General features: G+C 62.6%; 9 protein-coding genes. 3 read left to right on the top strand and 6 right to left on the bottom strand.

Features of this window, described 5'->3' with window-relative positions; translation table 11 throughout:
- Window positions 1-71: 71 nt before the first annotated feature.
- The 6 genes from glgC to LB551_RS14560 all read right to left on the bottom strand — a co-directional run bounded on the left by glgC (window position 72) and on the right by LB551_RS14560 (window position 9,343).
- Window positions 72-1,337, bottom strand: a complete 1,266-nt coding sequence (glgC, locus tag LB551_RS14585) for a glucose-1-phosphate adenylyltransferase (RefSeq protein WP_140550962.1) — start codon at window positions 1,335-1,337, stop codon at window positions 72-74.
- Between the two features lie 2 nt (window positions 1,338-1,339).
- Window positions 1,340-3,586, bottom strand: a complete 2,247-nt coding sequence (glgB, locus tag LB551_RS14580; protein ID WP_224659621.1) for a 1,4-alpha-glucan branching protein GlgB — start codon at window positions 3,584-3,586, stop codon at window positions 1,340-1,342.
- A gap of 103 nt (window positions 3,587-3,689) precedes the next feature.
- Window positions 3,690-6,158, bottom strand: coding sequence for a glycogen/starch/alpha-glucan phosphorylase (locus LB551_RS14575; protein ID WP_224659620.1), 2,469 nt, complete (start codon window positions 6,156-6,158; stop codon window positions 3,690-3,692).
- A 132-nt stretch (window positions 6,159-6,290) separates the two neighbouring features.
- Entirely contained in the window at window positions 6,291-7,073 is a 783-nt protein-coding gene (locus tag LB551_RS14570) for an ATP-binding cassette domain-containing protein (protein ID WP_140495053.1), read from the bottom strand.
- The gene (locus LB551_RS14565) at window positions 7,070-8,131 is read right to left on the bottom strand and encodes an ABC transporter permease (RefSeq protein ID WP_224659619.1); all 1,062 of its coding nucleotides are present in this window, start codon (window positions 8,129-8,131) and stop codon (window positions 7,070-7,072) included. The genes LB551_RS14570 and LB551_RS14565 overlap by 4 nt, the downstream gene beginning before the upstream one ends.
- A gap of 156 nt (window positions 8,132-8,287) precedes the next feature.
- Window positions 8,288-9,343: a sugar ABC transporter substrate-binding protein gene (locus LB551_RS14560; protein ID WP_411970945.1), complete on the bottom strand. Its 1,056-nt coding sequence runs from the start codon at window positions 9,341-9,343 to the stop codon at window positions 8,288-8,290.
- Window positions 9,344-9,532: 189 nt separating this feature from the next.
- Here LB551_RS14560 and LB551_RS14555 point away from each other — a divergent pair, with 189 nt between their 5' ends.
- From LB551_RS14555 to LB551_RS14545, 3 genes are read left to right on the top strand one after another with little or no spacing between them, the layout of a single operon-like run.
- Window positions 9,533-10,759 (top strand): ROK family protein, encoded by a 1,227-nt coding sequence (locus tag LB551_RS14555; protein ID WP_224659618.1) that lies wholly within the window; start codon window positions 9,533-9,535, stop codon window positions 10,757-10,759.
- Window positions 10,760-11,206 (top strand): RbsD/FucU family protein, encoded by a 447-nt coding sequence (locus LB551_RS14550; protein WP_224659617.1) that lies wholly within the window; start codon window positions 10,760-10,762, stop codon window positions 11,204-11,206.
- Window positions 11,203-12,126, top strand: a complete 924-nt coding sequence (locus tag LB551_RS14545; protein ID WP_224659616.1) for a carbohydrate kinase family protein — start codon at window positions 11,203-11,205, stop codon at window positions 12,124-12,126. The genes LB551_RS14550 and LB551_RS14545 overlap by 4 nt, the downstream gene beginning before the upstream one ends.
- Window positions 12,127-12,386: the final 260 nt, after the last annotated feature.

Here is a 12,386-nt window from a genome sequence, read left to right as displayed (position 1 = left end):
AACCGTGCAGCTGTTCTTGGGCAAGGACATGCACAAACCACCCTAAAGTGACAGCTTGTTGATCAACCTGATCAGGTTGACAACTTGTTGATCATGTCCTGCGTGATCAGACAGATGCCCTTTTCCGAAACGCGGAAGCGCTTGGCGTCGAGCACGGGATCCTCACCGACCACCAGCCCTTCCGGTATCCTTACACCGTGGTCGATGACCACGCGCTTCAACTTTGCGTTCCGGCCGACATGAACGTCGGGCAGCATGACGACCTCTTCCAGCGTCGAATAGGAATTGATGCGCGCGCCTGTGAAGATCAGGCTTTTGCGGAGCGTGGCGCCCGAGACGATGCAGTCGCCCGACACCAGCGAGGACACGGCCGAGCCGCGCCGTCCATCCTCGTCATGGACGAATTTCGCCGGCGGCTTCAACTCGGCATAGGTCCAGATCGGCCAGTCGCGGTCGTAGAGGTCGAGTTCGGGCGTCACGTCGGTCAGGTCGATATTGGCTTCCCAATAGGCATCGACGGTGCCGACGTCGCGCCAGTAGGCCTCGTTCTCGGCGGTCGAACGCACGCACGACTTGGCGAAGCGGTGGGCGATCGCCTTACCGTGCTCGACGATATAGGGAATGATGTCCTTGCCGAAGTCACGGCTCGAGCCGGGCTCGGCCGCGTCGCGGCGCAACTGCTCCATCAGGAACCTGGTCTTGAACACGTAGATGCCCATCGAGGCCAGGGCGAACTCGGGCTTGTCAGGAATGCCGGGAGGATCGGCGGGCTTTTCGACGAAGGCGATGATGTTGTCCTTGGCATCGACATGCATGACGCCGAAGCCGGTGGCCTCCATGCGCGGCACTTCGAGGCAGCCGACCGTGACATCGGCGCCCGCGTCGACATGCTGGCGCAGCATCATCTCGTAATCCATCTTGTAGATGTGGTCGCCGGCCAGGATGACCATGTATTCCGGACCATAGGCCTCGATGATGTCGATGTTCTGGTAGACCGCGTCAGCCGTGCCTTCATACCATTGCGTTTCCGACACGCGCTGGCTGGCCGGCAGGATGTCGAAGCTTTCGTTTCGTTCGGGCCGCAGGAAGTTCCAGCCGCGCTGCAAATGGCGGATCAGCGAATGCGCCTTGTATTGGGTTGCGACGCCGAGGCGGCGGATGCCGGAGTTGAGGGCGTTGGAGAGCGCGAAATCGATGATGCGCGTCTTGCCGCCGAAATAGACCGCCGGCTTGGCGCGCCGGTCGGTCAGTTCCTTGAGGCGGCTGCCGCGGCCGCCGGCCAGCACATAAGCCATGGCGTCGCGGGCCAGCGGCTGGGTTCGTTTCGAGTTTGCCATTTCTACCCTCCCAAGTTACCCGGTCTCGACATGGCTTGCTCCGCGACCAGTTCAAGCATGATCGTCGACAGCGGCGGCAAGAGCATCGTTGCGGAGATGCCCCCCTCCTCCGCCCGCGCTTCGACGGCGCCGCCATTGCCCTCGCCGGATCCGCCATATTCGGAAGCGTCCGTATTGATGATTTCGCGCCATGTGCCTGCTTTCGGCAGCGGCACGCGGTAATTGTCGCGCGGCACCGGCGTGAAATTGGAGATGATCGCGACCGGATTGCCTCCCGGCGCGCTGCGCAGCCAGGCGAAGACGGAATTCTGGCTGTCGTCGACGATCAGCCAGGAAAAGCCTTCCGGCTCGCAATCGCGGCCGTGCAGGGCCGGACGCGAGCGGTAGAGATAGTTGAGGTCGCGCACTACCTGCCAGACACCGCGATGCGAGCGGAAATCGAGAAGATTCCAATCGAGCGCGCGCGCCTCGCTCCATTCGCGGCGCTGCGCGAACTCCTGGCCCATGAACAGCAGCTTCTTGCCGGGGTAGCCCCACATGAAAGCGTAGTAGGCGCGCAAGGTCGCGAACTTCTGCCAGTCGTCGCCGGCCATCTTGCCAAGCAGCGTGCCTTTGCCGTGCACGACCTCGTCATGCGAGAGCGGCAGCACGAAATTCTCCGAGAAGGCGTAGACCAGGCCGAAGGTAAGGTCGTTGTGGTGGTGTTTGCGGAAAATCGGCTCCTTGGAGAAATACTCCAGCGTGTCGTGCATGAAGCCCATATTCCACTTGAAGCCGAAGCCCAGCCCGCCTTCATGGACCGGCGCCGAGACCTTCGGCCACGAGGTCGATTCCTCGGCGATGGTCATAACCCCTGGATGGTGGCCGTAGAGCTCCTTGTTCATCTTCTGCAGGAAGCTGACCGCTTCGAGGTTCTCGCGGCCGCCCTTCTCGTTGGGGATCCACTCGCCTGCCTTGCGCGAATAATCGAGGTAGAGCATCGAGGCGACCGCGTCGACGCGCAGGCCGTCGACATGGTATTTTTCGGCCCAGAACAACGCGTTGTTGACGAGGAACGAGACCACTTCGCGGCGGCCGAAATTGTAGATCGCCGTGTTCCAGTCGGGATGAAAACCCTGGCGCGGATCGGCATGTTCGTAGAGCGCGGTGCCGTCGAAATGGATGAGGCCATGCTCGTCGACCGGAAAATGCGCCGGCACCCAGTCGAGGATGACGCCGACGCCGGCACGGTGGGCGCCGTCGACAAAGCGGGCAAAGCCGGACGGGTCGCCAAAGCGGGCCGACGGTGCGTAGAGGCCTGTCGTCTGGTAGCCCCAGGAAGGATCATAGGGATGTTCGGAGATCGGCATGAACTCGATGTGGGTGAAGCCGGTCTCTACGACATAGGGGATCAGCCGGTCGGCCAGTTCATCCCATGACAGAAACGTGCCGTCATCGCGAAGCTGCCAGGAGCCGGCATGGACCTCGTAGATGGAGATGGCCTCGCGCCGGGGATCGGCATTGCGCCAGAAACTGCGATGCGCCTCATCGCCCCATTGATGGGCGGGCGACGCAGCGGTCACCGAAGCGGTCGCCGGGCGCAGTTCGGACTTGAAGGCAAACGGATCGGCCTTGAGCGGGAGCCTCACGCCATCGGGGCCGATGATCTCGTATTTATAGGGCCTGCCGGCGCCGATATCGGGGATGAACACCTCCCAGATGCCGGTGTCCCGGCGGTCGCGCATCGAATGGCGGCGGCCGTCCCAGTCGTTGAAATCGCCGACCACCGAGACGCGCCTTGCGTTGGGGGCCCAGACGGCGAAATGCACGCCGGTGGCGCCTTCGTGCTCGATGACATGCGCGCCGAGCTTGTCGAACAGCCTCAGATGCGAGCCCTCGGCAATGTAGTAATCGTCCATCGGACCGAGCACCGGGCCGAAAGAATAGGGATCGGTCAGCCACCAGTCGCCGCCGGCATTCCTGGCGTGATAGCGCAACGGCTGACGCTTCCTGATCGACAGCTTGCCTTCGAAAAAGCCGCCATCGTCACGCCTGGACAATTCACCAGCAATCATGCCGGTCAGCGTATAGGCGGTGACGAACTCCGCATGCGGAACGAAGCAGCGGGCAAACAGGCTCTTGCCCACCTCATGGACGCCGAGAACCGCAAAAGGATCGCCGTGCGTGCCGGCGACAATCGCCGCGACATCGCTGGCCGGCGCCGATCCGTCCGGCCCGCTTGTCGCAGCGGTCGCGCGCGGTTTCCTCATCGGGCAGTGTCCCTCCCCGGGCACCGAATGTTTGTTTTAAGGTATAAATTCGGCGTCCGAACTCACACCAGGACCACATCGTTCGTCGCTTCATGCAATCACATCAGGCAGGCACGTTCCAGATGTCTTTCGCGTATTGGCGGATCGTGCGATCGGAAGAGAACCAGCCGACGCGCGCGACGTTATGGATTGCCCTGGCGTACCAGTCCGGACTGTTGCGCCAGACGGCGTCGACGTCTCTCTGGCAAGCGGCATAGGCGTCGAAATCCGCCGCGACCATGAACCAGTCGCTGTCGTAGAGACCATTGATGAGATCGCGGTAGCGGTTGGGATCGTCAGGCGAAAAGACGCCCGATGAAACGGCCGCGAGCGCCTGCGACAGTTCGGGCGATGCCTCGATGACGGCACGCGGATCATAGCCATTGTTGCGGCGCTCGGCGACCTCCGCCGTGGTCAGGCCGAAGATGAAGATGTTGTCGTCGCCGACACACTCCTTGATTTCGACATTGGCGCCGTCGAGCGTGCCGATGGTCAGCGCGCCGTTCAGCGCGAACTTCATGTTGCCGGTGCCCGAAGCCTCCATGCCGGCGGTCGAGATCTGCTCGGAAAGGTCGGCGGCCGGCATCATGATCTCGGCGAGGCTGACATTGTAGTTCGGCACGAACACCACCTTGAGCAAGCCGCGAACGGCCGGATCGCGGTTGATCACCCTGGCGACGTCATTGGCCAGTTTGATGATCAGCTTGGCATTGTGGTAGCTGGGCGCCGCCTTGCCGCCGAAGAATTTCACGCGCGGCATCCAGTCGCGCTCCGGATGCGAGCGGATCTGGTCGTAGAGCGCGACCGCCTCGAGGATGTTCAGGAGCTGGCGCTTGTATTCGTGGATGCGCTTGACCTGGATGTCGAACAGCGCCGAGGGATCGAGCCTGATACCGAGCCGCTCGGCAATGAGATTGGCCAACTTCACCTTGTTCTGCCGCTTCACGCCGGCGAATTTTTCGCGGAAAGCAGTATCGTCGGCAAAGGCATCGAGCCCCTTGATGGCCTCGATGTCATCCAGGAAGCGGTCGCCGATCGCCTCGCGGGCGAGTGCGGTCAGACCTGGATTGCACTGGATCAGCCAGCGCCGCGGCGTGATGCCGTTGGTCTTGTTGTTGATGCGGTCGGGATAAAGTGTGTGCAGGTCGGCGAATACCGTTTCCTTCATCAGCTCGGTATGCAGCGCCGAGACGCCGTTGATCGAATGCGAGCCGACGAAGGCGAGATTGCCCATGCGCACGCGGCGGTCGCCATTCTCCTGGATCAGCGAGATGCGGCTGATCTGCTCGCCGGAGAACTGATTGGTGGCGCGCGCCTCGAGCAGCACCTGAGCATTGATGGCGTAGACGATCTGCATATGGCGCGGCAAAAGCCGCTCGAACAGCGGCACCGGCCAGCTTTCCAGCGCCTCCGGCAGCAGCGTGTGGTTGGTATAGCCGAAGGTGCGTTTGGTGGTGTCCCAGGCCTGGTCGAAATCCATGCCGTGGACGTCCATCAGAAGGCGCATCAGTTCCGGCACGGCGATCGCCGGGTGGGTGTCATTGAGGTGGATTGCCGCCTTGTCGGGCAGCGACTTCAGGTCGCCATATTGACTGAGATGGCGCTGCACGATGTCCTGCAGCGAAGCAGTGGAGAAAAAATATTCCTGCCGCAGCCTGAGTTCCTGCCCTGCCATGTGGGAATCGGCGGGATAGAGCACGCGCGACAGCGCGTCGGCCTTGTTGCTTTCGGCGAGTGCGCCGATGTGATCGCCAGCGTTGAACTTGTCGAGCAGGATCGGATCGACCGGCATGCCCGACCAAAGCCGCAGTGTGTTGACGCGATTCCCCCGCCAGCCGACGACGGGTGTGTCGTAGGCGACGGCCAGCACATGCTCGGTCGGCTTCCAGACATGGCGTTCCAGCCGGCCATCCCTGGTGGTGACCGATTCCACCGAGCCGCCGAACCCGACCTCGAACGACCGTTCGCGGCGCTCGAACTCCCAGGGATTGCCGTGATCGAGCCAGGTCTCGGGCAATTCTACCTGCCAGCCGTCATGGATCTCCTGGCGGAACATGCCGTTGGCGTAGCGGATACCGTAGCCATGCGCGGGAATATCGACGGTGGCCATGCTTTCCATGAAGCAGGCGGCGAGCCGGCCGAGGCCGCCATTGCCAAGTGCTGCATCCGGCTCAAGCGTGGCGATGAGGTCGAGTTCCACTCCGAGCGACGACAACGCCTCGCGCATGTTCTCCATCAGGCCGAGATTGGAGAAGGCGTCACGCATCAGGCGGCCGATGAGGAACTCCAGCGAGAGGTAATAGACGCGCTTTTCCTGCTGGGCGTAGGCCTCTTTCGTCGCCTGCATCCAGCGATCGACGATGCGGTCGCGCACGACCTTGATCGAGGCGGTCAGCCAATCGTACTGGGTGGCGACGGTGGTGTCCTTGCCGACCCTGTATTTCAGGGCCATCAAGACTTCCCTTGCGAGGGTCTTGGGATCGGGATTTTCAAGCAGTGGCGGGAGGGGGTCGGATGTCATCGTGCGCGTCATGCTGCCTCTCGTGCGGTTGCCACGATCATACCGGCTTTCATCATTCATCCCAGCCCATGCTACCGCATTGCAGCAAACGTTCAATCGATTTAAGTCAACCGGAGCCGACTTACCCAGCGGCAATTTGGCAGTTCAGGCCGCCAGCGCCGCCTCCGGCGGCGTCTTTGCGCCGGTCATGAAGGCGACGGCATCGGACATTGTATGTTGTTTGGGATCGATGACGCACAGCCGACGACCCAGCCGATGGATGTGGATGCGGTCTGCCACTTCGAAGACATGCGGCATGTTGTGCGAGATCAGCACGATCGGCAGACCGCGCTTCTTCACGTCGAGGATGAGTTCCAGCACGCGGCGGCTTTCCTTGACGCCAAGTGCTGCTGTCGGCTCGTCCATGATGACCATCTTAGAGCCGAAAGCGGCGGCGCGCGCCACTGCCACGCCCTGGCGCTGGCCACCCGACAGCGTCTCTACCGCCTGGCTGATGTTCTGGATGGTCATCAGGCCGAGTTCAGTCAGCTTGTCGCGAGCGCGCTTTTCCATCGCCGGACGGTCGAGCATGCGAAGCCATTGGCCGACAAAGCCGGGCTTGCGTATCTCGCGGCCGAGAAACATGTTGTCGGCGATCGACAGCGCCGGCGACAGCGCCAGGTTCTGGTAGACCGTCTCGATGCCGGCTTCGCGAGCCTCCATGGGCGACTTGAAGGCGACCGGTTTGCCCTCAAGCCGGATTTCGCCTTCATCGGGCACCACAGCGCCTGAAATCGCCTTGATGAGCGACGACTTGCCGGCGCCGTTGTCGCCGATAACAGCGAGGATTTCGCCGGGGTAGAGGTCGAAATCAGCATTGTCCAAGGCGGTGACGCGGCCGTAGCGCTTGACCAGTCCACGAGCGGTGAGGATAGGGTCCTGGGTCATGCCGAAACCTTTCTGATCCATTGATCGACCGCCACGGCGCCGATGATCAGCACGCCGGTGAGCAGCACCTTCCATTGCGGATCGGCGCCCAGCATGTTGAGGCCCATGGAGACGACACCGACAATCATCGCGCCGAACAGCGTGCCGAGGATCGAGCCGCGGCCGCCGAAAAGAGAAATACCGCCGATCACCGTGGCGGTGATCGCCTGCAGGTTGTAGTCGGTCACGGCGGCCGACGGCGAGATCGACCCATTGCGGCCGATGGAGACCCAGGCGGCGAAAGCGGCGATCAGCCCGGCCAGGGTATAGACCGTCATGAGCACCTTCTTGGTCTGGATACCCGACAGTTTCGCCGCCTCCTGATCGTCACCGACAGCGTAGACATGGCGGCCCCATGCCGTGTGATTGAGCACGTACCAGAGGAGCAGCACGAGCGCGACCATCGCAATCACGCCGGCCGTCAGCACAGCAGTGCCGACCTTGAAGCTGAGCGCGAACAGATGCAGCAGCGGTGCCTGAACGTCTACGTCGGTGTCGCGGATCGTCTCGTTGGCCGAATAGATGAAGTTCGTCGCCATGACGATGTTCCAGGTCCCGAGCGTCACGATGAATGGCGGCAGTTTCATGTAGGCGACAAGCACCCCGTTGAGCAGCCCGCAGGCAGCACCCGCGACAAGTCCGATCGCCACGGCAAGGACGCTCGGCAGGCCGTAGCTGACGGCGCAATTGCCCATGATCACGGCTGAAATCACCATGATGACACCAATCGACAGGTCGATGCCGGCGGTGAGGATGACCAGGGTCTGGGCGGCACCCAGAATGCCGACAATTGCGATCTGCTGCAGGATCAGCGTCAGCGTGTAGGACGAGAAGAAACGCCCGCCAATGGTGAGGCCGAACACGATGATCGCCAGGACCAGAACGATCAGCGGCACCGCGGCCGGCGTCGAATGCAGAAAATGCTGGATGCGTCTGACCGCCGATTTATGCTCGTCAAACGCGGCAACGCTCGTGTCGCTGCCCGAGAGAACCTTCTCGAATTCCTGAGCTTGAGACATGTTTCCTCCCCGTAGGGTATCAGCCACGCGGCGACACCCGTCCACGCCTTTCCGGTCTCCTGCCGGGATTGTTCGCGGTCACGCGACAATCGTCCACCCGAAGCGGCCGGGGATCAAGTCCGGCCGCTCCGTTTTTCGTTGCCAGTCAGACCGGCATCAGCCCCAGCACTTGGCGAGGCCTTCCTTGGTGTCGATGGACTTCACGCCATTGGCCGGCTTGTCGGTCACCAGATTGACGCCAGTGTCGAAGAAGTTCTTGCCTTCGGTCGGCTTCGGCTTGGTGCCGTCCTTGGCGAAGTTGGCGATGGCCTCGATGCCGAGCGCCGCCATCTGCAGCGGATATTGCTGCGATGTCGCGCCGATGACGCCTTCGGCCACCGACTTCACGCCGGGGCAGCCGCCATCGACGGAGACGATCAGCACCTGGCTTTCCAGGCCGACGGCCTTGAGCGCCTGATAGGCGCCGACCGCGGCCGGCTCGTTGATGGTGTGGATGACGTTGATGGTGTTATCCTTCTGCAGAAGGTTCTCCATCGCCTTACGGCCGCCCTCCTCATTGCCGTTGGTGACGTCATGGCCGACGATGCGCGCGTCATCCTCGTCGCCGATCTTGTTGGGATCCTTCACGTCGATGCCGTAGCCCATCATGAAGCCCTGGTCGCGCAGCACGTCCACGGTCGGCTGCGAGGGGGTCAGGTCGAGGAAGCCGATCTTGGCGTCCTTGGCCTTGTCGCCGAGCGTCGCGGCGGCCCAGGCGCCGATCAGCTTGCCGGCCTCCAAATTGTCGGTGGCAAAGGTCGCGTCGGCGGCGTCGATCGGATCGAGCGGCGTGTCGAGCGCGATCACCAGCAGGCCGGCATCACGCGCCTTCTTCACCGTCGGCACGATGCCTTTGGTGTCCGACGCGGTGATCAGGATGCCCTTGGCGCCGTCAGCGATGCAGCTCTCGATCGCCGCGACCTGGCTTTCGCTGTCGCCGTCGATCTTGCCGGCATAAGTCTTGAGGTCGACACCAAGCTCCTTGGCCTTGGCGGTCGCACCCTCCTTCATCTTGACGAAGAAGGGATTGGTGTCGGTCTTGGTGATCAGGCAGGCGCCGACACCGGCCGCGGATGCGGACGAGGCGAATGCCATCAGGCCCAGAGCAGCCGCCGCGAAAACGGTGGGCTTCAACAGTTTTGTATTGGTCACGATTTCCTCCCAGTGGAACATTTCAGATGCCGGCCAACCGGCACCCCTCCGGCATCCAAGCAACCTCTCCCGGTACGGATGCCTGCCTCAAATGACACCAGACCGATCTCTCTGTCAATAATTAAATCACTCTTATTTATTATTGACAGCCTTGCGCCGTTCGCACATTCTGCCCCAAAAGCATTGAGGGGAAAGACGGGAGGAAACAGGGTGGAGACGGCCATTGCCAGGCATGGTTCGCCCGAGGCGAATGAGAGCCTTATTCACCGCGGCACCAACCAGAGCGGCATGCGGGACCACAATGAGCGGTTGGTGCTGTCGCTGGTGCGCCAGCATGGCAGCCTGGCGAAGTCCGACATCGCCCGCATGACCGGACTGTCGGCGCAAACCGTCTCCGTCATCATGCGCGAGCTGGAGGAGGAAAGCCTGCTGCTGCGGCAGGCGCCGCTGCGCGGCAAGATCGGCCAGCCCTCCATCCCCATGGCGCTCAATCCCGAAGGCGCGTTCTTCATCGGCCTGAAGATCGGCCGTCGCAGCGCCGAGCTCGTGCTGATCGATTTCCTCGGCAATGTACGTTCGATGCTGCAGCATTCCTACCGCTACCCTGCCCCGCGCGAGACGGTGGACTTCGTCACATCAGGCATGAAGAAGATGCGTGGCGAGCTTTCGCCCGCGCAGGACAAGCGCATAGCGGGGCTCGGCATCGCCATGCCGTTCGAGCTCTGGAACTGGGCCGATACCGCCGGCGCGCCGCGCGACGTCATGGACGAATGGCGCCATCGCGATATCCGCGCGGAAATCCAGGCGCGATGCGATTTTCCGGTCTATCTGCAGAACGACGCCACTTCGGCCTGCGGCGCGGAGCTGGTCTTCGGCCAGGCAGGCGCCCCGCGTGATTTCGTCTATTTCTATATCGGCGCCTTTGCCGGCGGTGGCATCGTCCTCAACGGACGACTCTTTGGCGGTCCGACCGGCAACGCCGGCGCGCTGGGCTCCATGCCGGTGCCCGGACCGGAGGGAAAGCCGACGCAATTGATCGACGTGGCCTCGATCGCCATGCTCGAAAAAGCGCTCAATGCGCGTGGCGTCGAGGCGTCGCATCTGTGGACGTCGCCCGAGGACTGGGGCGAGGTCGGCGCCGAGCTCGACCACTGGATCACAAATGCCTCGCGGGCGCTCGCCTATGCCATAGTCGCGGCGTCGTCCGTCATCGACTTCGAGGCGGCGGTGATCGACGGCTGGATGCCGAAAGAGGTGCGCCGCAGGCTGGTCGACGCCGTCATCGCAACCATCGACACGATCGATGCCGAGGGATTGAAACTGCCAAACGTCCGCGAAGGCACCGTCGGCATTCACGCGCGCGCTCTCGGCGGCGCCAGCCTGCCACTATCCGAGCGCTTCCTGATCGGTTCGACCACGATTTCCAGGAGCATCTGAATGCTGATCGGAATTCCGGCGCTGCTCGGTCCGGAGCTTCTGGCGATCCTGCGTGCGATGGGGCATGGCGACGAAATCGCCCTGGTCGATGGAAACTACCCGGCCGAAGAGCAGGCAAACCGGCTCGTGCGGGCCGACGGTCACCATCTCATTCCGATGCTGGACGCCATATTGAGCGTGCTGCCCGTCGATGACGTCGTGCCGGAGGCGCTGTTTCGCGCCTCGGTCAGAGGCGACCCTTCGCTTGCCGATCCCGTGCATCATGAAATCGAAGTGCTGTGTGCAAAACGCGCGCCCGGGCGCAAGGTGGTTGCGCTGGCCGGTGCCGACTTCTATGCACGCGTCAGGGCCGCGCACGCCATCGTCGCGACCAGCGAACCCAGGCTCTACGCCAACATCATCATCCGCAAGGGCGTGATCCATCCGCCGGAGACGACAAGACAATGATCCTTTGCTGCGGCGAGGCCCTGATCGATATGCTGCCGCGCACGACGACGGAGGGAGAACGGGCCTTCGCACCCTATGTCGGCGGCGCGGTGTTCAACACCGCCATTGCGCTCGGTCGGCTGGGCGCTCCTGCCAGCTTCTTCTCGGGCCTGTCGTCGGACCTGTTCGGCGGCCAGCTCCGCGAAGCGCTCGGGGCGAGCAAAGTCAGTTCCACCTATGCGCACACTTCGCGCCGGCCCACGACCCTCGCCTTCGTGCGGCTGAACGATGGCCAGGCAACCTACACTTTCTACGATGAGAACACCGCCGGGCGCATGCTGACCGTCGAGGATCTGCCGCAACTCGGTCCGGAGATCGAGACCATGCTGTTCGGCGCCATCAGCCTTATTTCGGACCCGGCGGGCGCCGCCTACGAGGAATTGATGAAGCGCGAGCATGGTCGTCGCGTCATGATGCTCGACCCCAACATCCGGCCGAACTTCATCCCGGACAAGGCGAAGCATCTGAAGCGTATTCGCGAGATGATGGCGATGGCCGATATCGTAAAACTCTCGGATGAAGATCTTCACTGGTTCGACGAAGCCGGCTCGCACGAGGATGTCGTGCGCAACTGGCTCGACCGCGGCCCCAAGCTGATCGTCGTGACCCATGGCGCCGAAGGCGCCGTCGGTTACACCAGGGATCACATGGTCAGCGTGACGCCGCAAAAGGTCGAGGTGGTCGATACGGTCGGCGCCGGTGATACGTTCAATGCCGGCATCCTCGCCTCCCTGCACGAACAAGGCCTGCTGACGAAGACGGCAATCTCCGGGCTATCGCAGGACGCTATCCGCAAGGCGCTGGTGCTTGGTGCCAAGGCAGCGGCGGTAACCGTGGCGCGGGCCGGCGCCAATCCGCCCTGGCGGCATGAGATCGCCTGAGCAGCGCTCCAGGGCAACGACTCCGAATTAACGGGTTCCCTGGAACTTCCCGGCGCGCTGTTGATGAAGTGGTAAAGAAAAACCCGCCCGTGCGGCGGGTCCCTGGCGCAACTCAGCACCATAGGCAAATATGTAGCATAGTTGCCTTCACCCCGTCAAGAAAAAATTCCTATCCTCGGATAGCTGGGGCACAGCGGACTTGCCCTTCTCAGGCCTTGGCTGCCCCAGGTTCGGGCCTCGGTAAAGGCCCAACATGGATT

Origin of the sequence: Mesorhizobium sp. BR1-1-2 (assembly GCF_020165435.1) — a bacterium.
Lineage (GTDB): Bacteria > Pseudomonadota > Alphaproteobacteria > Rhizobiales > Rhizobiaceae > Mesorhizobium.
The sequence above is the reverse complement of the archived record's forward strand: the minus strand, read 5'-3'. Positions and strand labels throughout refer to the sequence as shown.